At 49.0% G+C, this 25764-nt stretch carries 23 protein-coding genes, 1 other RNA gene and 2 other annotated features; of the genes, 2 read left to right on the forward strand and 22 right to left on the reverse strand.

All coding sequences use genetic code 11. From position 1 onward, the window contains the following. Positions 1-112: 112 nt before the first annotated feature. The 14 genes from udk to cymR form a co-directional block, all read right to left on the reverse strand. Positions 113-745 (reverse strand): uridine kinase, encoded by a 633-nt coding sequence (gene udk / locus CHH53_RS07435; RefSeq protein ID WP_095215493.1) that lies wholly within the window; start codon positions 743-745, stop codon positions 113-115. 29 nt (positions 746-774) lie between these two features. Then, complete coding sequence (locus tag CHH53_RS07440; RefSeq protein WP_095215494.1) at positions 775-1410, reverse strand: O-methyltransferase; 636 nt, start codon at positions 1408-1410, stop codon at positions 775-777. A gap of 22 nt (positions 1411-1432) precedes the next feature. Next, complete coding sequence (mltG, locus tag CHH53_RS07445; protein ID WP_233134935.1) at positions 1433-2560, reverse strand: endolytic transglycosylase MltG; 1128 nt, start codon at positions 2558-2560, stop codon at positions 1433-1435. Positions 2561-2699: 139 nt separating this feature from the next. Further along, positions 2700-2987: a DUF1292 domain-containing protein gene (locus CHH53_RS07450; protein WP_095215495.1), complete on the reverse strand. Its 288-nt coding sequence runs from the start codon at positions 2985-2987 to the stop codon at positions 2700-2702. 13 nt (positions 2988-3000) lie between these two features. Continuing rightward, on the reverse strand, positions 3001-3429 hold the full coding sequence (ruvX, locus tag CHH53_RS07455) for a Holliday junction resolvase RuvX (protein ID WP_095215496.1): 429 nt from the start codon (positions 3427-3429) through the stop codon (positions 3001-3003). Continuing rightward, on the reverse strand, positions 3422-3688 hold the full coding sequence (locus tag CHH53_RS07460) for an IreB family regulatory phosphoprotein (protein WP_095215497.1): 267 nt from the start codon (positions 3686-3688) through the stop codon (positions 3422-3424). The genes ruvX and CHH53_RS07460 overlap by 8 nt, the downstream gene beginning before the upstream one ends. Before the next feature lie 67 nt (positions 3689-3755). Beyond that, the gene (gene alaS, locus CHH53_RS07465) at positions 3756-6395 is read right to left on the reverse strand and encodes an alanine--tRNA ligase (protein ID WP_095215498.1); all 2640 of its coding nucleotides are present in this window, start codon (positions 6393-6395) and stop codon (positions 3756-3758) included. 53 nt (positions 6396-6448) lie between these two features. Then, positions 6449-6661 (reverse strand) — a binding site (T-box leader). A gap of 42 nt (positions 6662-6703) precedes the next feature. Further along, positions 6704-7765, reverse strand: coding sequence for an AI-2E family transporter (locus CHH53_RS07470; protein ID WP_158221507.1), 1062 nt, complete (start codon positions 7763-7765; stop codon positions 6704-6706). 4 nt (positions 7766-7769) lie between these two features. Further along, positions 7770-7970 (reverse strand): hypothetical protein, encoded by a 201-nt coding sequence (locus CHH53_RS07475; protein WP_198946030.1) that lies wholly within the window; start codon positions 7968-7970, stop codon positions 7770-7772. A gap of 59 nt (positions 7971-8029) precedes the next feature. Beyond that, positions 8030-10369 (reverse strand): SF1B family DNA helicase RecD2, encoded by a 2340-nt coding sequence (recD2, locus tag CHH53_RS07480; RefSeq protein WP_095215500.1) that lies wholly within the window; start codon positions 10367-10369, stop codon positions 8030-8032. 13 nt (positions 10370-10382) lie between these two features. Beyond that, a complete protein-coding gene (locus tag CHH53_RS07485; RefSeq protein ID WP_095215501.1) occupies positions 10383-11057 on the reverse strand; it encodes a tetratricopeptide repeat protein in 675 nt (224 codons plus the stop codon). 54 nt (positions 11058-11111) lie between these two features. After that, positions 11112-12224: a tRNA 2-thiouridine(34) synthase MnmA gene (gene mnmA, locus CHH53_RS07490; RefSeq protein WP_095215502.1), complete on the reverse strand. Its 1113-nt coding sequence runs from the start codon at positions 12222-12224 to the stop codon at positions 11112-11114. Between the two features lie 6 nt (positions 12225-12230). Further along, positions 12231-13379 (reverse strand): cysteine desulfurase family protein, encoded by a 1149-nt coding sequence (locus tag CHH53_RS07495; protein WP_095215503.1) that lies wholly within the window; start codon positions 13377-13379, stop codon positions 12231-12233. Positions 13380-13394: 15 nt separating this feature from the next. Next, positions 13395-13814, reverse strand: coding sequence for a cysteine metabolism transcriptional regulator CymR (gene cymR, locus CHH53_RS07500; protein WP_095215504.1), 420 nt, complete (start codon positions 13812-13814; stop codon positions 13395-13397). A gap of 158 nt (positions 13815-13972) precedes the next feature. On the opposite strand from cymR, the gene CHH53_RS07505 reads away from it, so the two are divergent. Continuing rightward, on the forward strand, positions 13973-15241 hold the full coding sequence (locus CHH53_RS07505) for a replication-associated recombination protein A (RefSeq protein WP_095215505.1): 1269 nt from the start codon (positions 13973-13975) through the stop codon (positions 15239-15241). Positions 15242-15346: 105 nt separating this feature from the next. After that, positions 15347-16087, forward strand: a complete 741-nt coding sequence (locus CHH53_RS07510; protein WP_095215506.1) for an RsfA family transcriptional regulator — start codon at positions 15347-15349, stop codon at positions 16085-16087. A gap of 56 nt (positions 16088-16143) precedes the next feature. Here CHH53_RS07510 and ssrS read toward each other — a convergent pair. The 8 genes from ssrS to recJ form a co-directional block, all read right to left on the reverse strand. After that, positions 16144-16322: non-coding RNA, 6S RNA (ssrS, locus tag CHH53_RS07515), on the reverse strand. A 59-nt stretch (positions 16323-16381) separates the two neighbouring features. Continuing rightward, the gene (aspS, locus tag CHH53_RS07520; protein WP_095215507.1) at positions 16382-18169 is read right to left on the reverse strand and encodes an aspartate--tRNA ligase; all 1788 of its coding nucleotides are present in this window, start codon (positions 18167-18169) and stop codon (positions 16382-16384) included. Then, the gene (gene hisS, locus CHH53_RS07525) at positions 18162-19454 is read right to left on the reverse strand and encodes a histidine--tRNA ligase (protein WP_095215508.1); all 1293 of its coding nucleotides are present in this window, start codon (positions 19452-19454) and stop codon (positions 18162-18164) included. The genes aspS and hisS overlap by 8 nt, the downstream gene beginning before the upstream one ends. Positions 19455-19528: 74 nt before the next feature. Next, positions 19529-19749: a binding site (T-box leader), on the reverse strand. 46 nt (positions 19750-19795) lie between these two features. After that, on the reverse strand, positions 19796-19966 hold the full coding sequence (locus CHH53_RS17310) for a hypothetical protein (RefSeq protein ID WP_158221508.1): 171 nt from the start codon (positions 19964-19966) through the stop codon (positions 19796-19798). A 74-nt stretch (positions 19967-20040) separates the two neighbouring features. Beyond that, positions 20041-20502: a D-aminoacyl-tRNA deacylase gene (dtd, locus tag CHH53_RS07530; protein WP_095215509.1), complete on the reverse strand. Its 462-nt coding sequence runs from the start codon at positions 20500-20502 to the stop codon at positions 20041-20043. A 16-nt stretch (positions 20503-20518) separates the two neighbouring features. Next, positions 20519-22735, reverse strand: a complete 2217-nt coding sequence (locus tag CHH53_RS07535; protein WP_095215510.1) for a RelA/SpoT family protein — start codon at positions 22733-22735, stop codon at positions 20519-20521. Between the two features lie 166 nt (positions 22736-22901). Further along, positions 22902-23417 carry an adenine phosphoribosyltransferase gene (locus tag CHH53_RS07540; RefSeq protein ID WP_095215511.1) on the reverse strand — a complete coding sequence of 172 codons (516 nt, stop codon included), beginning with the start codon at positions 23415-23417 and terminating at the stop codon, positions 22902-22904. Further along, entirely contained in the window at positions 23407-25758 is a 2352-nt protein-coding gene (gene recJ, locus CHH53_RS07545) for a single-stranded-DNA-specific exonuclease RecJ (protein ID WP_095215512.1), read from the reverse strand. The genes CHH53_RS07540 and recJ overlap by 11 nt, the downstream gene beginning before the upstream one ends. Positions 25759-25764: the final 6 nt, after the last annotated feature.

The following is a 25764-nucleotide window of genomic DNA, read 5'->3' on the forward strand; positions in this document are numbered from 1 at the left end:
ACCCCTTGAGCTCTAAAAGATTCTTTCCCTTTGCCTTGCTTCTATAGCGTTTTCATGCATATTCCATACTATGGCAGATTCCCGCCGAAAATTCAATACTTATCTGTACAAGTCATGTCGTGCGGCCAGAAAGGATCGTCTCGATTTTTGCAGCCATCAAATCGATGGCTACATGGTTTTCGCCGCCCTCCGGTATGATGATATCTGCATATCGCTTCGTTGGCTCGATGAATTGCAGATGCATCGGACGGACGACATTCACATACTGTTCGATGACAGAATCAATCGTACGGCCCCGTTCCTTGATATCCCGCAGCAGCCGGCGGATGATGCGAAGATCGGCATCGGTATCGACGAATACTTTGATATCCATCATATCCCGCAGCCGTTCATCCTCCAGGATAAGGATGCCTTCCAGGATGATGACATCCTTCGGCTCCACTGGTATCGTTTCTTCGGAACGTGTATGGATTTTATAATCATAAATCGGTTTCTCGATTGGTTTTTGTTCTCCAAGTTGCTGCAAATGCTGCATCAGCAGCTCATTATCAAATGCAAAAGGATGATCATAGTTTGTGTTCAGACGCTTCTCGAACGGAAGATGGGATTGATCCTTATAATAGGAATCTTGTTCGATTACCAGGATCGTCTTGTCCGTAAACCGTTTGTAGATGGATCTTGTGACAGAAGTCTTTCCTGAACCCGATCCTCCTGCAACACCGATAATGATAGGTTTCTTTGCCATTATTTCTGCTCCTCTTCCTGCTTCCTCATTCATTTCTTCACACTGATGGCTACTCCATCACCCACTGGCAAAATAGTAGTATGGAAAGCTTCATGCCCGAATAACCATTCGTTATATTTACGAATCTTCTTTGCAATATTTGCTTTGCGCGGTGTTGCATCGCTGTCATCCGCTACATAGCCTTTGAATAAGACATTATCACTGACGATCACCCCGCGCTCACTCAGCATCTCACTATATGCCTCGAAGAAACGCTGGTATTGCCCTTTTGCTGCATCGATAAAAACGAAATCATAAGGAGCATGCGCTCGGATCGTCTCTTCCAAATCGAATGCATCGCCTTTTAGAACCAGGATATCCTCCTGGGCACCTTGTTCCCGGATATGTGTGATCGCTTGTTCATAACGGATTTCATCCCGCTCGACAGTCACGATGCGCACGCCGGGTTTCGCATGGCGCATCATAAGGGCGGAATATCCGATTGCCGTACCGATTTCCAAAATCTTGGCCGGCTGATGGAGCCGTATAATCTGCATCAAAAATTGGATGCCGAGCGGCTCCATGATCGGGACACGATCCCCTGCAGCAAGCTCTTCCAATTTTCTGGCCCATTCCGGTGAAGGCTCCACATGCTCCTCCAAGTAATCCATTATTGCTTGTAACATATCATTTCCTCACTTTACCTGCTTACTCATCCAAATGCATATGTTTTTCGATCAGTTCTTCATGCTCGTCGAAGGTCCGCGCATAATAGATTTCTCCATCATCCCCGGCCAGGAAATACAAGTAATCCGAATTCTCCGGATTCACGACTGCTTCAAGTGCATCCTCTGAGAAGTTGCTGATCGGACCGACAGGAAGTCCTTTTATTCTGTATGTATTGTAAGGGGAATCCACTTCCAAGTCCTTGTAATACACCCGCGGCTTATGCTCTCCCAATGCATAAAGCACAGTTGGATCTGTCTGCAGTTTCATATCCTCTTCCAGACGGTTATAGAAAATGCCCGCAATCATCTTGCGTTCATCCTCATTCCTCGCTTCATTCTCGACAAGTGAAGCGAATGTGAGTGCCTCGTTCACAGTCAAGTCCTTCTGCTTGAATCCATCCAAATAAGGTGTGATGATCTGCTGTGACTTGTCCAGCATCATATGGACCACCTTATCGATCGTAATATCATCCTTGGATGTAAAGTTATAAGTAGCCGCAAATAAGTAGCCTTCAAGCGGATAACGTATATCTTCATTCAGGATATCCTCCGTCAGGATATCCGGATATTCACTGATCAATTGTTTGATATAGGCCTTATCTTTCATCTTATACAGGAAAGCCTGCTTATCTATGCCCAATGACTCAGAAAGGATGACGCTTATTTCCTCGATATCAGATCCTTCAGGAACAGCAGCAGATGCAGACGGGGTATTCCCCGCCTCTGGGTCGTTCAGTTCATCGACGACCTGCTGCATGGACATGGATGGGGAGAGCTCATAATTCCCCGCGCGGAAGTTGGCCTCACCGGAAAACTTCACATACAGCCTGAAAATGAAGGCATTCTTAATCAGACCCTGCTCCTCCAAGGATTGACCGATCGAGGAAGCAGTAGCTCCCATGGGAACTTCGACAACCTGTGTTGTATCATTGTCTGAATCGACAGCTTTCATACTGGCATTAACGTAGATAAAGGTCCCGAGTGCACCAATCAATAGAAGTACGATTATTACGGATATGATCATCAATACTATTTTCCGCACGACGCTTGCTTCCTCCATTCTTCTGTCCCGATTCTGTTGAAAAAGATCATCATTCGAGGCAGTCAAGCTATCTTTCCTCCTTTATCCGCCCTATTATACAATAAACGTCAGGGGGCTCACCACCCGCACGACAAATTATGCGGATAAATCTGCAAGAAAAAATCCTCTCTGCCTTATCGGAAAGAGAGGACTGCCTATTCCAAGATTAGATGCCGTCTTCCTCATCAGTTAGTGTATTCAGCATTTCTTCGACCATTTCCCATTCTTCCTCTGTATCGATCTGGAACAATGTCAGGTCCTTGTCGTCGCCTTTCTCTTCATAACGGAAAGCAAACACCTCTACTTCGTCATCTGCATCAGCTTGTTCCGCAGGGACGACTGCGATATAGGAGTTTCCGGTTTCATCGACGTCAAAGTTGAACAAAACCTCGAATAAATGCTCCTCCCCATTTTCATCCGGGATGATGATACGTTCTTTTTCTTCCAATGCCATACGGCTACACTCCTTATTGTTTCGAATCCAGATAGCCTTGCAGGATCATGACTGCTGCCATCTTATCGATTACTTTCTTGCGTTTCTTCCGGCTGAGATCCGCTTCAAGCAGCACACGTTCAGCTGCCATCGTTGTCATACGCTCGTCCCAGAGCACCGTTTCAATAGCGAACTCTTCTTTGATCCAATGGGAAAAAGCCTGTGATGCTTCTCCCCTTGGACCGATTGTACCATTCATGTTCTTCGGCATGCCAATGACAGCCCTTCCGACTTCATGCTGCTGAATGATTTGCTGCAATTCATTCCTGGCTGTTCCATAATCCGGTTCATTCCAATGGATCGTTGTCAGGCCCTGGGCAGTCCAGCCCAGTCCATCGCTGATCGCCACGCCGATCGTTTTGGAGCCGACATCCAGTCCGATCGTTTTTAGTATGTCAGTCATGATGGTTATGTTCCAAATAAAATTTTACCAGTTGTTCCACGATCTCATCCCGCTCCATGCGGCGGATAAGATTCCTGGCATCTTTGTGCCGGGGAATATAAGCCGGATCCCCGGACAGCAGATAGCCCACGATCTGATTGATAGGATTGTATCCTTTTTCCCGCAATGCTTCAAACACGGACATCAGCACTTCTCGGACATTCTCGTCCATCGGTTCCTCAGGGAAGTTGAATTTCATTGTTTTATCCATCGAACTCAAAGCAGCCACCTCGCTTTTATTGCCAGTCTTTTTTTACAGTATATACTTTTCTGTCGGATTTGGAAAATCAAAGTTGTTCTTCGACATATACGGCTGCATATGCAAGAGCTTGTGGCACCTGCTCCGGATTCTTACCGCCAGCCTGGGCCATATCCGGACGGCCGCCCCCGCCGCCTCCACAGCGTTTTGCTGTTTCTTTGATCAGGTTGCCCGCATGAAGGCCGCGTCCGATCAGATCCTTGGATACGCCGGCTGCCAGCTGCACCTTGCCTTCAGCCGTTGCAGCAAGCAGGATAACGCCGCTTTCAAGTTTCTGCTTCAGATCATCGACCATGTCGCGGAGCTGATTCATATCGGCTGCGTCCACTTGCTCTGCCAGCACGTTGACACCTTTCACTTCTTTCACTTTATCAAGGATATTGCCTGCTTCCAGCTGGGACAGTTTGCCGCGCAGGCTGTCACGCTCCCGCTGTACTTCCTTCAGTTCGGCAAATACCGCCTCGATTCGGGAAGGTACTTGATCGTTTGCTGTTTTCAGTTCTGCCGCAGCTTCAGAAAGGATATGCTGCTGCTGCATCGTGAATCGATATGCTTCCTTGGAAGTCACTGCTTCGATACGGCGTGTTCCTGCACCTATGCCGCTTTCGGAAACAATCTTGAACAGACCGATTTGGGAAGTGTTGCGTACATGCACCCCTCCGCAAAGCTCAAGGCTGTAATCACCGATTTGGACAACGCGGACGACATCGCCGTATTTTTCACCGAACAGCGCCATCGCGCCCATTTCCTTTGCGTCACTCAAGCTTTGGTAGGATGTGCTGACAGCAAGCTCATCCCAGATTTTTTCATTGACGATCTCCTCGATTTTTTCCAATTCTTCTTTCGTCACTGCATGGAAGTGGGAGAAATCGAATCGAAGACGGTCAGGAGCGACCAGGGAACCAGCCTGGTTGACATGTGTACCTAATACATCCTTCAAAGCCTGATGCAGCAGATGCGTCGCTGTATGGTTTTTGACGATATGCTGACGTCTGCTTGTATCGACTTTCGCATGGACGATTTCCTTTACTTTGATCTGGCCTTGCTTTACGACACCTTGGTGAAGGTTCTGCCCTTTCGGTGCTTTTTTGACAGCTTGTACGAATACGGTCGCTGTTTCTGTCGTCACCCAGCCTTCATCGGCTACCTGCCCGCCGCTTTCAGCATAAAATGGCGTTTCTTCCAGGATGAAGAAGATTTCATCACCCTCCATTGCCACGTCAGCCAGCTGCTTGTCCTTGACGATGGCCAAAATGGCTGCATCTGTCTCCGTACGGTCATAACCGATAAATGTGCTTTCGGCTTCCACTTCCTGCAGGACACTGTCCTGTACATGCATGCTGTTCACTTTCTGACGAGCTTCACGGGCACGTTCCCGCTGCTGTTTCATCTCTTCTTCAAAACCGGCTTCATCGATAATGAAGCCCTCCTCTTCACTGACATATTCCTCCGTCAATTCTTTCGGGAAGCCATATGTGTCATACAGACGGAATACTTCTGTGCCAGGGAAGACGTTGCTTCCCTTCTCCTTTTCTTCCGCGACGATACGATTGAGGATGTTCAAACCATCAGCAAGTGTTTCATGGAATCTTTCTTCCTCTGTCTGGATGACAGTTTCGATGAATTCGCGTTTTTCCAGGATTTGCGGATAGAAAGCATCCATGATGTCACCAACGACAGGGACAAGTTCCTTCATGAACGGTTTCTCTATTCCGATATTCTTCGCATAGCGCACCGCCCGGCGGATCAAGCGGCGCAGCACATAGCCGCGGCCTTCGTTGGAAGGAAGCGCACCATCACTGATTGCAAAGGAAACAGTACGGATATGATCGGCAATGACCTTGAACGCCGTATCATCTGCAGGGGTATGGCCATATTTGACTTTTGCAAATTCTGACGTTTTCTCGATGATCGGCATGAATAAGTCTGTTTCGAAATTCGTTTTTGTATCCTGGATGACACATACCATCCTCTCCAGGCCCATACCGGTATCGATGTTCTGTTTTGGAAGCGGTGTGTACGTGTGATCCGGGTTATGGTTGAATTGACTGAAAACAAGGTTCCATATTTCCAAATAACGCTCGTTTTCACCGCCTGGGTAAAGCTCGGGATCAGATGGATCATTGCCATATTCTTCGCCGCGGTCATAGAAAATCTCCGAATTGGGACCACTTGGACCTTCGCCGATATCCCAGAAGTTCTCTTCCGTGCGGATGATCCGCTCCTCTGGAAGACCGACAAGGTCACGCCACATCTGATAAGCTTCCTCGTCTTCCGGGTGAACGGTAACGGATAGACGCTCCGGATCAAAGCCGATCCACTTTTTATCAGTCAGGAACTCCCATGCCCACAGGATTGCTTCCTTCTTGAAATAGTTACCGATCGAGAAGTTCCCAAGCATTTCAAAGAACGTATGATGGCGTGCAGTGAAGCCGACATTTTCGATATCATTTGTACGGATGCTTTTCTGTGCATTGACGATGCGCGGATTCTCGGGCACGACCCGTCCGTCAAAATATTTCTTCAGTGTTGCAACTCCGCTGTTGATCCATAGCAAGGATGGATCATCGACCGGTACCAATGAAGCACTCGGCTCGATGCTGTGTCCTTTCTCCTTGAAGAAATCGAGGAATTTCTGTCTTACTTCAGCAGACGTTAATTTTTCCATGAAAAAGCCTCCTTTATTATGTAAACATACAAAAAACTCCCGTGCCTGCCATTTGCAGGGACGAGAGTATGATCGCGGTACCACCCTGATTATAAGCCAAAAAACGGCCTATCACCTTTAAGCGCAGATAACGGTGCGCATCCGATAAGGATTAACTCAGAGCTCCGGTATAGCTTTCCATCACGCTTTTATGGAGATTCTCGCAGCCAAGGAATCTCTTCTCTTGATAAAAGGACGTCATGTACTGGTACCTTCATCGCTTTTCACTATAAATCTAAGCGTAAGTATAGAGAAAAAAGCGGATTTTGTCAAACATCCGGCTCCTTTGCCGTATCCACGCATGCTTTCAAAATGGTCAGGACAGGCACAGCAGCGATCATACCGATAATACCCCCTAGTTCACCGCCGACAAGCAAGGCGAAAATGATCAGCAGCGGATGGATATGGATGCTTTTGCCGACAATGAAAGGAGAAAGCAGGTTCCCTTCGATCAATTGGATGATGAACACCGTGATACCAGCAAGCAGGGCTGTTTTCGGACTGATTGTTAGTCCTACCAATACAGCTGGCACCGCTCCGATGATCGGACCGAAATAAGGGATGATATTGGTCGTCCCGACCAGCAAAGCCAGTATCAGGGAATATGGCAGCTTGATCAGTGTGAAAGCAGTCCAGGTCAAAAGGCTGATGATGCAGCTGACAAGCAGTACCCCCCTGATGTAATGACCCAGATTATTATCGATCCTCAGCACCAAGCTCTTGACCTTGCTGCGGTAACGGCGCGGCAGGAGCATAAGGCCTGCATGACCGATTTTATCCGTATCTTTCAGCATATAAAAGACAATGACCGGTGTAACCACCAGGAAGATGATCACTTGCGGCAGCTTGTTCCAAGCATGCAGAAGTTTTTTCAAAAATCCTTCGGCACGCTGCTCCAAGCCATGCAGCACGGCATCCATCTGGTCATGCACCGTTTCCGGCAAGAATGCCGTCCGTTCATATAAGAATCGGACATAATGATCATAACGCTGGATCAACGCGGGCAGATTATGGCTGAACTCTTTCACCTGACTGATCAGCACCGGGAATCCTTTGTACACCAGGAAACCGGATACGCCAAAAAACAGTGTATAGATAATAAGGATCGACAGCCAACGCGGCAAACGCCACGCGGCAAGGAAATCAATCACCGGATGCAGCAAATAAGCAATCAAAGCTGCGACGATGAAAGGCAGGAAAAGTCCGCCCAGGAACAGTAAAAACGAACGGTAAAAAGGGTACAGCTTGATCAGCAGGAAGCATAGCAGCAAAGCGACAACGATCGTCACCATCCATAAGAGGACACGGTAAAGGCGGGATGCTTCTTTCATTTTCCTAGAATGATGCGCCGTCGCATTTCCGCTCCTCATCCGTGAACAAATCATCAAGGGAACTCAATGAGCCATCTTCTTCGACTTGATGCAATGAAAGCATCTCATCTTTATAGGACAGTTCGATAAAACAGCCCCAGCAGTAATACTGCTCCGGTCCGATTTTCCCGATATCCTTGCTGCCGCAATTCGGACATTTCAACATGTCGGATCACTCCAAATCCTTTTTACATGTTAGAATGTCCAATTATTTCCTTGTATATACTACATGAAATCGTAAGGGGAAATGTCCTCTTGCTCAGCCTCGGCCTCCCGCAGCATCCGGTCGATGTCATCTCCTTCTGCTTCACTGAAACCAAGATGCTCCACCAAAGAAGTGTAGCGCGTATTCGTATCCTCTGTTTGGATCCCCTGCAAAAACGCCTGTTTCTCCCCGACAAGTATGAGGGAGCGCTGCGCCCTCGTAATGCCGGTATACAGCAAATTTTTACGGAGCATGCGGCGGTAGCCCGGCACGACCGGCATGATGACGATTGGAAATTCACTCCCTTGGGATTTATGGATGGAGATGCAGTAAGCATGCATCAAATTAGATAAATCCTTGCTCTCATAGACGACTTCTTTTTCATCGAAGGCAACGACAAGCTGCTCCTTTTGCTCGACATTCTCTTCCTCCCGGAACAAGGCAACCACTTCCCCGATATCGCCATTGAAAACACCTTCTTCCGGGTCATTGACAAGCTGGATGACCTTATCGCCTTTTCGGAAGATTACGTCTTTTGCTGCCATTTCCCGTTTTTGCTTATCCTTTGGATTGACAAGCTGCTGAAGCTGGCGGTTCAACGCATGGATACCGGCCTGCGAACGATACATAGGGGCAAGCAGCTGTACATCGCGCAGATCCCAGCCTTTTTCGACGGCACGGCCAACGATCTGAGTGATGACGTCGACTACCTGATGCTCGCGGCAAGGGATGAAATTAAAATCTTTGTCCTTTTCCAGTTCGTCCTGCGACAAGGTGCCATTTTTGATGGCATGGGCAATCGTGATGATTTTCGAGCCTTCTTTTTGTCGATAGACATCCTTCAGCATCACTCGCGGAACAGCTTCGGTACGAAGCAAATCAGAAAGCACCTGCCCAGGACCGACGGATGGCAATTGATCCTCATCCCCGACAAGCAGCACCTGCATATCATCCGGGATCGCTTTGAACAATCGGTTTGCCAGCCAAATATCGACCATTGAAAACTCATCGACGATAAGCAGCTTCCCGGCAAGCGGATTATCTTCGTCACGCTCGAAGGATTCGGTGCCATCCCATCCCAATAATCGGTGGATGGTGCTGGCAGGGATGCCTGTCGATTCGCTCATCCGTTTGGCGGCCCTTCCGGTTGGTGCCGTCAAGACGAAAGGATACCTTTCATCCTTATCTTTATAGTCCTTTGGATCAAGGGATAGCTCATGTATTTCCGCATATGCTTTGATGAAACCTTTGATGACCGTCGTCTTACCGGTTCCCGGTCCTCCGGTCAGGATCATCACCTTGGATTGCAATGCTTGCTCGATTGCCTCGAACTGCTCTTTCCCGTAGCTGATCGTCTCTTTTTCCTCGAGCTTCCCGATGATCTTGAGCAGTTCTGCTTGCACGATCTCCGTTTGGGTGCCTTGTTCATTCAAACGCTGCAAATGCTTGCAGAATCCAGTTTCAGCGAAGTAAAGCATCGGATGATAGATCCGCTCCTCTTCTTTGACAACTTTTTTCTGAGCATGCAGTACGCCCAGCTGTTCTTCGATCTGGTCCGCACTAATACCGTATTGGGCACTGCGCAATAAGACAGCTGCCTGTTTCAGCACCTCTTCGTTCGGCAAATAAACATGACCCGCCTGCATGCTGTCTTGCAGCACCATCAGACAGGCTGCCTGCAGCCTGCTGCCATGGTCCATCGGGAGGTTATTCTTACGGGCAGCTTCATCCGCTCGATGGAACCCGAATCCTTCGATATCGAATACATATTGATATGGGTCCTTCTCCAATACTTGAATGGCCTCATCACGATACACTTTATAGATCTTCTGTGCCAGCTTCAAACCTATGCCGTATTTGGACAGATGCACCATCACATGGTCAAAGCCTTGATGGGTACGAAGATCATGAAGGAATCTTTCCTTCTTCTCATCGTTCAGCCCTTGGATGCCATCCAGTAAATCAGCATTGGACAGAATATCCGCTATTGCATTCTCGCCCAGCTTCGCTACAATACGCTCGGCAATCCGCTTTCCGATTCCATAGAACAAGTCACTGGAAAGGTACTGAATCAGTCCATCCTTCGTTTCTGGTACATACCGCTTGTATTCCGTCACTTCATATTGTTCACCAAAGCGTTTATGATGGACCATCGAACCATAAAACAAATAAGGCTCGCCTTGGTCCAGTTCACCAATGTATCCTTTGACGACGATATCCTTCTCATCGAACGTCTCATTGGTTTCCAATACCTTGATGCGGACGATGGAAAATTGCTCTTCCTCTTTGCGAAAAATCGTATGCAATAATTCACCTTTCACAAAGCCTCTAGGGCTTTCAGCCGTCTCCCCATATTCCATACGCCTGTGCTCCTTACTCTTCGTTCTCGATTTGCTCCATGATCAATTCAATCTGTGCCTTGCCATGCATGGCCATCTCATGGTCCGGCTGCGCTTGCAGCGCTTTTTCCATGTATTCAAGTGCTTTTTCAAGCTGCTGCTGATACAAATAAGCAACCCCTACATTATAAAGGGCATCACTGTGGTTCGGACTCCATTCCAGCAGATCGAGCAAAACTTTTTGAGCGGTATCGACCTCTCCTCCGTTCGCCAGTGCCAAACCATATTGAAAGACGATGGCAGCATCCCGTTCTTCGAGCTCCGCCGCTCGCTGGAGATAAGGCAATGCCAGTTTCTCCTTGCCAGTCTGCTGCAGGGACATACCCAGCAAATAATGGACATCTCCTTCATCCAACCCAAGCTTCACTGCTTCCATCAGCTGCTGGATCGCTTTTTCGTACATCTCACCAGTATAATACAAACTTCCCAGCCCGTAATAGGCTGTTGCAGCTTTTTCATCCAATTCGATGGCACGCTGGAAAAATCGCTCTGCCTTCTCCAGCTCATTCATCCGCATCAGCAGATTGCCAAAATTGATATAGCCGACAGGATCGTTGGGCCGTTCCTCTATCGCTGCATTGAAATGCTTGGCAGCACCCTCGAGATCCTGCTGCTGCAAAGCCTCGATTCCTAATTTGATATGATCCATTGTTCCACTCCTCTATGTAAGGGAAACCCTTGCCATAAGACAAGGGTTTCTGCTTTAACCAACGTATTCAAGCTGTTGTTCGTTCTTGATGATATCATCGATCGTTCCGCCGCCAAGACATACATCGCCATCATAGAAAACGACTGCTTGTCCAGGTGTGATCGCACGCTGCGGCTCATGGAAATCGACACGCACTTTCCTGTCTCCGACCGGTGTCACCGTCACTTTGCTGTCTTTTTGACGGTAACGGAATTTGGCTGTCACCGTAATCGGCTCAGCCAGCTCTGTTTCAGAAACCCAGCTGACATCACTGGCGATCAGTGCATCGGAAAACAGACTATCATGATTGAAACCTTGTTCCACGTACAGGATGTTTTCTTTCAGGTTTTTCCCGACAACGAACCATGGTTCGCCTTCCCCGCCGATTCCAAGGCCTTGGCGCTGCCCGATCGTATAGTACATAAGACCGTCATGCTTCCCTTTCACGACACCGTCCAATGTGGACATGACACCTGGCTGTGCCGGCAGGTATTCACTCAGGAAGCTCTTGAAGTTGCGCTCCCCGATGAAGCAGATACCAGTGGAATCCTTTTTCGTTGCAGTAGCCAGATTATGCTCTGCTGCAATGCGGCGCACTTCTTTCTTATCCATGCCGCCAAGCGGGAACATGACCTTGGAAAGAGTGGATTCCGTCAATTGGTTCAAGAAATACGTTTGATCCTTGTTTTCATCCAAGCCGCGAAGCATGACCGTCTTGCCGTCACGCTTTTCGACTTGTGCATAATGTCCCGTTGCCAAATAGTCGGCTCCGAGGGACATGGCGTGATCCATGAAAGCTTTGAATTTGATTTCTTTATTGCACATCACATCGGGATTCGGGGTGCGCCCGGCTTTGTATTCATCGAGGAAGTAGGTGAATACTTTGTCCCAGTACTGCTTTTCGAAGTTCACCCCGTAGTATGGAATACCGATTTGATTGGCAACTTTTTTAACATCTTCGAAATCTTCTGTAGCGGTACAGAAGCCATTCTCATCCGTATCATCCCAGTTTTTCATGAAGATGCCGACTACGTCATAGCCTTGCTGTTTTAGCAATAGGGCTGCAACGGAAGAATCGACACCGCCGCTCATACCGACGACGACCCGGATATCTTTGTTTTCTTTCATCATTTGTCACTCCTTTCCTTTTGTCAGACGTTTTATGATAGCAGCGACTGTCTGGGCAGCCTCTGCGACAGATTCAACTGTATTGCCGTATCCGAAGCTGAAGCGGATACTGTTCGTGACACGCTCATCCTCGCCGTACATCGTCTTCAAGACATGCGATGGATCAACAGAACCTGCTGTGCAGGCACTGCCGCTGGATGCCGTCACACCGGACAAATCGAAATTCATCAGCAAAGACTCGACATTCGTTCCCGGAAAACTGATGTTGACTATCCCAGCAGATCGCTGAGATGCCCCGCCATTGATCGAAAAATCGATACCTGCAAGCTGAAGCTCGGAAACGAACGCATCCTGAAGCTGCTGATAAGAAGCCCTTCTTTCTGCCCGCTTTTGCACAGCCAATTCGGCAGCCTTGCCGAAGCCCGCAATGGAAGCGACATTCTCTGTACCTGCCCGGCGTTTGCGCTCCTGCTCACCGCCATAGGTGATCGGTTTGATGCGCACCCCATCCCTCACATACAAAGCTCCGATTCCTTTAGGACCATTGATCTTATGAGCAGACATGCTTAAAAGATCAACACCCAATGCATCGACATCGATCTCTTCCGTGCCATAGGCTTGGACCGCATCTGTATGGAAATAGGCAGGGTGTGATTGCAGCAAGTCACCGATCGCCTGAATCGGCTGCATGACACCTGTTTCATTATTGATCATCATCACGGATACAAGTATCGTGTCCGGACGCAGTGCCGCTTGCAGGTCGGCCAGCTTGATCGCTCCCGATGCATCTGCCGGCAAATACGTAACCTCGAAGCCTTGGCTTTCCAGATAGTTGGCTGCATGTAGTGTAGCATGATGCTCGATTGCAGTTGTAATAATATGCTTGCCTTGTTCACGGCAGGCGTTCGCCACACCGATAAGTGCCATATTATCCGCTTCGGTGCCTCCACTTGTGAAGATGATCTGTTTATCCGTTGCACCAATGCTTGCTGCAACCTTCTCACGCGCTACATCCACGATGTGACGTGCTTCCCTGCCGAATGCATGGACACTGGATGGGTTGCCGAATGTGCCCTCCATCACCGGGATCATGGCCTGGATGACGTCTGGATGCATCGGTGATGTTGCCGCGTGATCAAGATAGATTGGTTTCATAACTGCTTGCCTCCATTAAATATAGAACATATATGGATCTTTGTTTTCGTCATCCCCATGACGGCAAAGATCCTCTAAAGTCGTCGTATCCAATACGTCCCTCACTGCATCCCTGATGCGCAGCCAAAGCTGCTGCTTCGCCGGCTCCTCTTCTTCGATCCCCTCGACTGGCGTAATCGGCCCCTCGAGCGTCCGGATGATATCACCGGCCGTGATATCCGACGGCGGCGATGCCAGCATATAGCCGCCCTTGGCGCCGCGTATGCTTTTCACCAGACAGGCATTACGCAGGGGTGCAGCAAGCTGCTCCAAATAATGCTCGGACAATTTATTTTCTGTCGCAATGGTCTTCAAAGAGACTGGTCCTTCTCCATAATGCTTTCCCAATGCGATCATGATAGTCAATCCATATCGTCCTTTAGTCGATATCTTCATCTCTTAAAACTCCTCATAACTGCCTCTGTAATGTTCGGTTTCCAAAACAATAACGATTATTATACCAGAAAATATTATAACATGGATAGCAAGTGGCTTGCATTTTCCCCGATGGCTGGATACGCTAAGACAAGCAGAAACAGGATGGAGGAATTATTATGGTCAGACAACCATTAGCATACCGTATGCGGCCAAAGGATATCAGCCAAATCATCGGACAGAAGCATCTCGTCGGGGAAGGCAAGATGATCCGCCGGATGGTGGAGGCAGACCGATTGAGCTCGATGATCCTGTACGGTCCGCCGGGCACAGGAAAAACGTCGATGGCAATTGCGCTTGCCTCCAGCGTCCAAATCCGGTACAAGCTGCTGAATGCAGTGGTGGATAAGAAAAAGGACATGGAAATCGCCGTGGAAGAAGCGAAGATGAGCGGTCAGCTTGTCCTTATACTGGATGAGGTCCATCGACTGGACAAAGCAAAGCAGGACTTCCTCCTGCCCCATGTCGAGAGTAATTTGATTACCTTGATCGGCTGTACGACAAGCAATCCCTATCATTCTATAAATCCGGCGATCCGGAGCCGATGTCATTTGTTCGAGCTTCACAGCCTGGAACCTTCCGATGTAAAAGAAGCGCTCCAGCGAGCGGTGCTCGATCCCGGCCAAGGGCTGGGCGGCATGCAGCTCGACATCACGACTGAGGCACTGGATCATTTCGCAAGTGCATCAGGCGGGGATTTGCGGGCAGCGCTGAACGGTTTGGAGCTTGCTGCTTATTCCACGCCAGCAAAGGATGATATTGTCCAGATCGATTTGGGAGTGGCAGAAGCCTGCATGCAAAAAAAGAGCTTTTCCCATGATAAAGATGGGGATGCCCATTATGACGTGCTGAGTGCATTTCAGAAGTCGATACGCGGCAGCGACGTGAATGCAGCCCTGCATTATCTGGCGCGTTTGATTGAAGCCGGCGACCTGGATAGCATCGGACGCCGGATGATCGTGTGTGCCTATGAAGATATCGGTCTGGCTAACCCGCAAGCAGGGCCGCGGACATTGGCTGCTGTGGAAGCCGCTGAACGAGTCGGCTTTCCGGAAGCTCGCATTCCTTTGGCGAATGCCATCGTAGAGCTTTGTCTATCCCCGAAATCGAACAGCGCATATAAAGGCATCAATGCCGCCCTGTCGGATATCCGTTCCGGCAAGGTCGGCGAAGTACCCGCGCACTTGAAGGATGCCCATTATCAAGGTGCAAAGCATCTTGGACGCGGTCTCGGCTATCGATACCCCCATGATTATCCAGGAGCATGGGTGGAACAGCAGTACCTGCCTGATTTATTGAAGAACAGACGATATTATGAGCCAATCGACACGGGCAAATTCGAACAAGCACTCAAACAAGTCTATGAACGCGTATCAAAAAGAAAATGACGTTGCATGTATATACCCGGCATTCAACGGCAACAATGGGGCTAACAGTTTTCATCACTATCTATGTTTGTAGATTAACAGATAAGAAATGGAGTGTTAGTCCCAATGGTTAAAGTAAGACAAGACGCATGGAGTCATGAAGACGACTTATTGCTGGCCGAGACCGTCCTGCGGCATATCCGGGAAGGCAGCACACAGCTGAAAGCTTTTGATGAAGTCGGCGACAAACTGAACCGCACGTCGGCAGCTTGCGGCTTCCGCTGGAATGCTGAAATCCGCAGCCGTTACGAACAAGCCGTTGCGATTGCCAAACGCCAGCGAAAAGAAAAAAAGCGCGCAGAACAAAGATCTCAAAAAACAGCTTCTGCACAAGTGCAGCCAAAAACGCCAGTAATGAACGCTGCTGAAAGACAACAAGCATTCCCGATTACAATGGATGAAGAGACCGCTCGATTCGAAGCGGAGATAGCACAAGAAACATTCATTGTCGGTGAACATACCAAAACAGACACTGACTCGGGCAAGCAGCCGGATACGCTGAACCTGTCTCAAGTCATCAGCTATCTCCAAACATTGGAGCAAGGTTATCAAACTAGTGAAACGAACCGGCAGACCATTCATCATCTGGAAGCCGAGAGCCATCATCTCCGTCAAGAAAACGAGCAGCTCAAGGAAGAATGCGAAAGCCTGAAAAATCAGCTGAAAACCATGAAAGAAGATTATCAAGTGCTCATCCAAATCATGGACCGGGCACGGAAGATGGTCATCTTTGATGATAAGGACACTTTCGCATCCCCTGCTTTCAGAATGGACAAAAACGGCAACTTGGAACAAGTGGCTAAATAAAAAGCAGCACATGCCCATGGAGGGTGTGTGCTGCTTTGTTCATTTTAACGGAAAATAGCAATCCCGATCGTGCCGTCCTATTGAAGTTTTGAACCCGCTCTCGGCAGGTGGGTGCCCTGATTCACACTTTATGCGTCCACTCCATGGAGGCTTGCATGCCGCGTGAAGACGATCGGGCTCCCGTACTTCATCGTGTTCGGTCAAAACATATGAAGAACGTACACATCAGGATTGCTATTTGACTATGCAACTATATTAGCATGGATGGAACGAGTTTTCAACTGGAAAGTCTATCTACTGCGCTTCCTGTCCTGCCGTTTTTTTCTGGATATCCAAGTGAAGCTCATCAAGCTGCTTCTTGCTCACTGGATCAGGCGCATCCGTCAATGGATCCGTCGCCGACGCTGTTTTCGGGAACAAGATGGTGTCCCGAAGGTTTGTGCTGCCGGATAAAAGCATGATGAAACGATCATAACCCAATGCAATACCGCCGTGTGGAGGCGCACCGGATTCCAGGGCGTCCAATAGGAAGCCGAACTGCTCCTGTGCTTCTTCCTTCGTGAATCCCAGCACCTCGAACATCCGATTTTGCAGATCCATCTGGTAAATACGCTGAGAACCGCCTCCCAGCTCATAACCATTCAGGACGATATCATATGCTTCCGCTTTGACGGAGGCTGGATCTGTTTCCAGCTTATCGATATCTGCCGCAGCCGGCATGGTGAATGGGTGATGGGCAGCGTAATAGCGACCTTCCTCTTCGTCATATTCGAATAGCGGCCAATCCGTCACCCAAAGGAAGTTGAACAGCGATTCGTCGATCAGACCAAGATCGCGGCCAAGCTTGCTTCTCAATGCTCCCAGGCTATCGAAGACCACTTTCGTCTTATCGGCAACAAATACAAGCAAATCCCCGGCTTCTGCGGAAAGTACTTCCTTCAACTGTCCTTGGACGGAATCATCTAGGAATTTAGCAATCGGTCCTTTCAAGGAGCCGTCTTCCTCGACCTTGACCCAAGCAAGTCCTTTTGCCCCGTAAATTTTGACAAATTCAGTCAAGGCATCGATATCCTTGCGCGAGAAATTCGCAGCCTGGCCTTTTACATTGATCGCGCTGACACGGCCGCCATTTTGGATGGCATCCTGGAACACTTTGAATTCAGCAGATTTCACCGCTTCCCTCACATCGACAAGCTCAAGGCCGAAACGTGTATCCGGCTTATCGGAGCCGAATCGTTCCATTGCTTCTGCATAAGGCAGCCGCGGGAATGGCACTTGAATATCCACATCCTTCACTTCTTTCATGACACGTTGCATCATCCGCTCTGTCATGTCGATGATATCTTCTGTGGACATGAAGCTGGTTTCGATGTCGATTTGAGTGAATTCAGGCTGACGGTCCGCACGCAGGTCTTCGTCACGGAAGCAGCGGGCAATCTGATAATATTTCTCGAAGCCCGAAATCATCAGCAGCTGTTTGAAGAGCTGCGGTGACTGCGGAAGGGCGTAGAACTCCCCTGGATGCACACGGCTCGGTACAAGATAGTCACGTGCTCCTTCCGGGGTGCTTTTCGTCAGCATCGGTGTTTCCATTTCATAAAATTCCTCTTCATTAAGGAAGTTGCGGATAGCCTGTGTCGCCTGATGACGAAGGCGGAATGTTTCCTGAAGAGGCTTTCTGCGCAAATCAAGATAGCGGTACTTCAAACGCACATCCTCGGATGCATCCACCTCATCCTCGATTTGGAATGCCGGACTTTTCGCCTTATTCAGGATGACTATCTCCCCGGCAGCGATTTCGATATCACCAGTCGCCATGTTCGGGTTCTTCGTTGCTTCTTCCCTTTCCACAACTTCACCTGTCACACTGACAACGAATTCGGAACGGATTTGCTCTGCGATTTCCAATGCTTCCTTCGATACATCAGGATTGAAAACGACCTGCACGATTCCGGAACGGTCCCGGATATCAGCAAAGATCAATCCGCCCAAATCACGCCGTTTCTGCACCCATCCTTTGATAGTCACCGTCTCGCCTGCATGACTCGTTCGCAGCAGACCTGCCTTTTGTCTTTCACTCATCTGCTTTTCCTCCATCCAACTGTTCTTTGATCGCATCGACAGCTTCGGTGATTGCCACCTCGGTTTGCTGTCCATCCTGCATATTACGCAAGGAAATGACACCTTTTTGCAGCTCGTCTTCACCGAGTACGACAACAAATTTTGCTTGCTGCCGATCAGCAGCTTTGAATTGGCCCTTCATTTTCTTGCCTAAATAATCTTTATCCGCGGTCACGCCCGCCAAGCGCAGCTGATAGGTCAGTCTCACCGCTTCTTTTTGGACAGCTTCTTCCCCAAGTGCCACGACATACACGTCTGTTCCCGTTTTGACAGGAAGTTCCACACCTTCTGCTTCAAGGGCAAATAACAGACGCTCGATACTCAGTGCAAAACCGATACCTGGAGTCGATGGGCCCCCGACTTCTTCGACAAGCCCGTTATAACGGCCGCCGCCAGTAAGTGTTGTCAGGGCACCGAAACCTTCTGCGTCACTCATGATTTCGAATGCTGTATGGTTGTAGTAATCCAAGCCCCTTACCAGATTCGGATCAACCTCATAAGCGATTCCGATCGCATCCAGGTTTTCTTTTACAGCGTCAAAGTACGCTCTGGATCCTTCGTTAAGATAATCATGTATGGATGGTGCACTTTTCACTTTCGGGTGCTCACGGTCTTTTTTACAATCGAGTATACGCAGCGGATTCTTTTCCAGACGGGTCTGGCAGTCGCTGCATAGTTCTTCTTTGACAGGTGTGAAATGATCGATCAAAGCTGTGCGATGTGCATCACGGCTTTCTTTATCTCCAAGCGTATTGATGATAAGTTTCAAGGACTTCAAGCCAAGCTGCTGGTAACCACTCATCGCCAGGCTGATCACTTCCGCATCGATCGCCGGATCCTCACTCCCCAGCGCTTCGACACCGAATTGAACGAATTGACGCATCCGTCCCTGCTGCGGCCGTTCATAACGGAACATTGGCCCATGATAAAACAGCTTCGTCGGCTGCTCAGGCAGACCATACAGCTTATTCTGTACATAAGCGCGAACGACGGACGCCGTTCCTTCCGGTCTCAGCGTCAGGCTGCGGTCCCCTTTATCCTTGAATGTGTACATTTCCTTCTGCACGATATCCGTTGTTTCCCCCACACCGCGAAGGAACAACTCTGTATGTTCAAAAATCGGCACCCTTATTTCCTTGTAGTTGAATCTGCTTGCCAGATCCGTCAGGACTTGTTCGGCATACTGCCATTTTTCAGATGTACCAGGCAAAATATCCTGCGTACCTCTTGGCGCTTTCATCTCCATTTCATAACCTCCTCGACTAATGACCCAATCCCCGGATTCCTAAAAATAACGACAAAGAACCCCCGTCCCTTCATTCAAGGGACGGGAGTTCTTCCCGCGTTGCCACCCTAGTTGGATACAGCCCTGTACCCCACCTTGGTCAGTTAACGCCTGCTACGTCACTGCCTACTGCATTGTTCGACAGTGCTCCTAAGGAATGTCTTTCAGTTCGAAGCTGTGCCGGGCGCTTGCAGCCTAGGACGCCTGGTCTCTGTCCACAGTGATTTCGACTTACTCTTTCCCTCGATGGATTTCCGGTTTCTTTAGATTGTAATAATAGTACCTGTTTGTAAGAAAGATTGTCAAGATTGTTTTAGCCGTTCTTGTAATTTTTTTCGTTCCGTGCCTTCTGGCAATTCACCCATATGCGGTATCAGCAAGTCTTCCTCAAGGGAAGCAGGTTCACCCCTGAGCCGGATTGCATCCAGCCGGGATGCTGCGAAAACATGCTGCTGTGCGTCACTGCCTCGCAAGCCGATCACACCTTTTGTTGTTTTTTCTCAACTAGTATTCACATTCCGCACGATTTCTAAACAACAAGAAAGCTTCACGCTTCCTTGTTTGGTCGATCCGAACTATCCAAAATGATGGTAACCGGTCCTTCATTGATGAGCTGTACATCCATATGAGCACCGAATTCCCCGGTTTCCACATGGATGCCAGCCTCCCTGAGCTTCTGATTGAATCTTTCATAGAGCTTTTTGGCGGCATCAGGTTTAGCCGCATCTGTAAAACTTGGCCGGCGTCCCTTCCGCGTGTCCGCATATAGAGTGAACTGCGAAATGGACAGAATCTCCCCTCCGGTTTGCAAGAGAGATTCATTCATTTTGCCGTCTGCATCTTCGAATACACGAAGATGTATCAGCTTATTCACAATATAATCAAGATCTGCCTCGGTATCGCCGTGCGTGATACCGACAAGCAGCATGAATCCTTTGCCGATTTTCCCGATGACCTCTTCCCGGACAGTGACGGAAGCTTCTTTGGCAAGCTGGGCTACTACTTTCATCTCAAAGGCCTCATTTCTATTGCAGCTTTCTAGTGACAGTATAAATATCCTTGATTTGTTTGATCCGTTCTACGATCTTGCGAAGATGACCGATATTGTGGATCAAGATTGTCAGATGGATCGTCGCCAGCTTATTTCTATCCGACTTGCCATCGACAGCGGTGATCTGTGTACGTGTTTCATTAACTGCCTGCAGTACTTCATTCATCAAGCCGTGTCTGTCAAAGGCAGTGATTTCCAAATCGACATGGTACTGCTTGGCGCTTGTCGCACTGTTCTCCCAGTCCACATGCAGCTTACGGGTCTGGGCTTCCTCCGTCTGCATATTCGGACAGTCGGTGCGATGGACGGAAACGCCTCTTCCTTTGGTGATGTAACCGACAATTTCATCCCCCGGCACTGGATTGCAGCATTTCGAAAGCCGAACGAGCATATTATCCACGCCCTCGACGCGTACACCAGAATCCCGTTTGCGGCTGGTGGCAGCGAACTTGGACGCATTCGCCATCTTCGCCGTTTCGATCGTCTTTTCCATCGCTTCTTCTTTTTCATGCTGACGGCGCAGGCTTTCCGTCAGCCTGGTTGTGATCTGTGCAGCCGTGATCCCTTGATAACCGACAGCCGCATACATATCTTCTTCGGAAGTAAAATTGAATTTCTCGACAGCCTTGCGAAGATTTTCCGGTGTGAACACGAGTTTCGGATCGAAGCCGGACTGTTTCACTTCCTCTTCCACAAGCTCCTTACCCTTGGCAACATTCTCTTCCCGGCGCTGTTTCTTGAAGAACTGCTTGATTTTATTCCTGGCATGGGTAGTCTGTGCCAGCTTGATCCAGTCCTGGGAAGGTCCATAGGAATGCTTCGACGTCATCATTTCCACGATATCGCCATTCTTCAGTTTATACTCCAGCGGCTCCATTTTACCGTTTATCTTCGCCCCTACCGTATGATTCCCTACTTCGGTATGAACACGATAAGCAAAATCAATCGGTACGGAACCAGATGGAAGTTCGATGACATCCCCTTTTGGTGTGAAAACATAAACCATATCGCTGAACAAATCGAGTTTCAGAGATTCCATGAATTCCTCTGCGTTTTCGGATTCATTCTGGAAATCGAGGATTTCACGGAACCAAGTCAATTTTTCCTCGAAAGATTTCTTTGGGCTGTTTGCGCTGAGCTGTTTGCCTTCTTTATATGCCCAATGAGCCGCGATTCCATACTCGGCGATCTCATGCATCTCCTCGGTCCGGATCTGCACCTCAAGCGGATCACCCTTCGGTCCGATGACCGTCGTATGCAAGGATTGATACAGATTGAGCTTCGGCATGGCAATATAATCCTTGAATCTGCCAGGCATAGGCTTCCAGCAGGTATGAATGACGCCCAGGACGGCATAGCAGTCCTTGATGCTTTTTACGATGACACGCACCGCAAGAAGATCATAAATTTCATTGAACTGCTTATGCTGATGTTCCATCTTGCGATAAATACTGTATAAGTGCTTCGGCCGTCCGAATATATCCGCTTCGATATTGATTTCACTGAGCTGGCTGCGGATTTGATCCATTACGTCACCGATATAGCTTTCCCGTTCTTCACGCTTTTGCTTCATCAAGTGGACGATCCGGTAGTACTGCTGCGGATTCATATAACGGAGTGCTGTATCTTCGAGTTCCCATTTGATTGTACTGATTCCGAGTCTGTGGGCAAGCGGCGCGAAGATTTCAAGTGTTTCATTGGAAATCCGGCGCTGCTTCTCCGGGGAAAGATGTTTCAGCGTACGCATATTATGCAGACGGTCAGCCAGCTTGATCAGGATGACCCGGATGTCCTTCGCCATTGCAACGAACATTTTCCGGTGATTTTCGGCCTGCTGGGCCTGTTTTGATTTATATTTGATTTTACCGAGCTTGGACACCCCATCTACAAGCATCGCGACTTCGGCATTGAAGGCCTCTTCCAATTCCTCGACCGTAACAGGTGTATCCTCCACCACATCGTGCAGGAAGCCGCCTGCAATCGTCTCCGCATCGAGTTCCAAGTGGACAAGGATCCCAGCTACCTGCACAGGATGGATGATGTAGGCTTCACCAGATCGGCGGAATTGCCCTTCATGCGCTTTTTCGGCGAACTCATAAGCTTTCCGGATAAAAGCAACATGCTCGTCCGATAGATAGCGGGCTGCTTCTTGAATGACCTCTTCGGCCGTTAGAACTTTTTCCTTTGGCATCTCTTTAGCTAAACTCCTTCTCATCGTCTGCAAAAGCGACGAGGGTTCTGAACTGTCACATGTTATTTTTATTAGCTTAACAAATATCCAATCTATTCGACAAGTATCTGTAATTAAAATGAAACAAAGAGTGCCTCAATTGAGGCACTCTGATTTCCGTCCGATATTATTCGTAGCTTGTAAGTGTCAGCACTTCATAGCCATCCAGCTTTTCTCTGCCGTCAAGATATGCAAGTTCAACAAAGAACGCGCAACCGACCACGATACCGCCCAGCTGTTCAACAAGCTTGATTGTCGCTTCGATCGTACCGCCTGTTGCGAGCAGGTCATCCGTGATAAGGACACGCTGTCCCGGTTTGATTGCATCTTTATGGATCGTCAGCACATTCTCGCCGTATTCAAGTCCGTAAGCCACCTTGATTACTTCACGAGGAAGCTTCCCTTCTTTGCGGACAGGGGCAAAACCGATGTCCAGCGCATATGATACCGGGCAGCCGACGATGAAACCGCGGGCTTCCGGACCAACAATCAGGTCCACATTCTTATCTTTAGCGAATTCCACGATTTCATTCACCGCTGATTTATAAGCCGGGCCATTATCCATCAAGGTAGTGATATCCTTGAATTTGATCCCTGGTTTCGGCCAGTCCTCAACGACTGTTATATATTGTTTATAATCCATTTACTGCTTCCTCCTCGATAACTTCCCCGCGTTCCAGTACGCGTTCCAGCCATGCTTTCAATTCCTTATAACTGGAATAATATAAGATCTTCTCCACTTCCATCGCTTCCCGCAATCCCTGGTAGACTTTGGAGTCAGCCAAATCGCGTTTGGAAGGATTTGGGTTGATTGAAATTTGATCCTTATCTATTTTAACAAATTCGAGCTCAAAAAACACGCTGGAAATGAACTTCGTCCTTTCCGGACTCCAGCCCCGGCTGTTTTTCAAATATTCCTCGAGCTGCTGGCAGCCAATCGTCTTTTGCTTCAACAGAATCGCGTAGAACAGCTTGAATTGCTCACGATCCGGAAATCCTTGCAGATAGGCATTCTCCTTCACATCATAACAGGCATAAATCAAATCCGGCTGCAGATTCCTGAGGACAAAAGATATATCCTCCAAGCGCCTGGGAAGATCCGCCAATATGACTGCCTTTATATTGCCAGCTGCATTTGTCAGCCCTTCTGTTTCATAATCTAGGATACGAATCCGGTCGGACAGCCAGCCGAGCTCCGTATCCGGCCGGAAACGTACAACAGCCGCCTCTTCCTCTTCTTCTTCCTTGATGCGGATCCCTTTCTGCAGCTGCTTGCTTCCTCTGTGATCAAGCAGCTGCCATCCGCGGATCGCCACATCTTCAATCAGTATCTGAGGCTTTTGTCTGCCATTCCATTCATTGATCGATAGCTCCCCGACAGCTTCCATTTCATCCATCGGTGTCAGGAACGGATAAAGATCCCCCTGCCCGAAGCATACACCGTCCAACTGCACAGCGTCCTCGGCAAAAACGAATTTCAGATGATTTTTATTCGCTCCGATGAGCTTCACTTCCCGCATCGGGGCGGTAAGTTTGACGAGCGGCTTCGGATTTTGCATTCCAAATGGTGATAGCTGGGCGATGTCGCGTATCAAGTCGATCGATACATCACCGACACGCAGCGACAAGTCGATGGCCAGCGTTTGTTTGAAATCTTCCTCCGTAAGGCTTTCTGCCGCCATTCGATTCAATGCCCGCCGGAGCGTGTCCACCTGTTCCAGCTCCAATGTCATGCCGGCTGCCTGTGCATGTCCGCCAAAGGCCAAGAAATGATCGCGTACCTGCATACAATGGTGGAATAGATCAAAGGCGTCAATGCTCCGGGCCGAGCCTTTTGCGGTGCCTTTTTCCGGGTGGATGGCCAGCACGATTGCCGGCCGGTCAAATGTCCTCACCAGTTTAGAGGCCACAATTCCCAGGACACCTTCATTCCAGCCTTCCTTCGCCACCACGATGACATGGCTGCTTTCTTCTTCCGGCTGTTCCATGACCATCGCTTCCGCTTCTTTTGCAATTTTGGCAACGATATTCTGCCGTTCCGTGTTCAGTGACTGAATCTCTTCCGCCATCTCCATAGCTTCTTCGTACGAAGCGGCCAGAAGCAGCTCGACGGCAAGGTCAGCATCTTGCAATCGGCCGACAGCATTGATCCGAGGCCCTATTTTGAAGCCTATGTCTTCCTCGGTCACTACTCCGTCCAGCCCGCAGCTGTCCTTCAACGCTCGTATGCCCGGCCGCGCGGACGATGTGATCGCCTTCAAACCCTCTGCAGCCAGGACCCTGTTTTCATCAACCAGCGGAACCAAATCAGCAATCGTACCGATGACGACGAGATCAAGCAGCTGCTTCGGGAAATAACCAAGCAAATGATGGGCCAGTTTGAAAGCGACGCCTACCCCAGCCAGTTCATGGAAAGGATAGTCCGGAGAGCATTTGGGATGGACAACCGCCAAGCAATCCGGGACTGTTTCCTGCACTTCATGGTGATCGGTGATGATAAGATCGATTCCGATCTGCTTTGCCACCTCTGCTTCGTGGTGTGCAGCGATACCAGTATCGACAGTCACGATCAAATGGTATCCATTGTCCTTGGCAGCTCGAAATGCAGCTTCATTCGGCCCATACCCTTCGGTGAACCGATTCGGTATATAGTAATCACAGTCGGCTCCCAGTTCCCGCAATGCTTCCAGCAGGACAACCGTGGAAGAAACTCCGTCCGCATCATAATCTCCGAATACCAGGATCTTTTCGTTCTGCTCCACAGCTGCATGTATCCGTTCAGCTGCAGCATCTATATCATGTAACCGTTCCGGGCTATGTAGGTCCTCCAGAGACGGATGAAGGAACCGTCTTGCAGCCTCTGCCGTTGTTATTCCGCGCTGTATGAGCAGCTGCTCCACAAGCGGGGAAACACCGAAGCCCGCCGGCGCGTGAGCTGAAGGGCTGCTGCTATTATCCTTCCATCTCATTCTGCTTTTCAACATAAAAAA

The organism is Terribacillus sp. 7520-G, assembly GCF_002271665.1.
GTDB lineage: Bacteria > Bacillota > Bacilli > Bacillales > Amphibacillaceae > Terribacillus.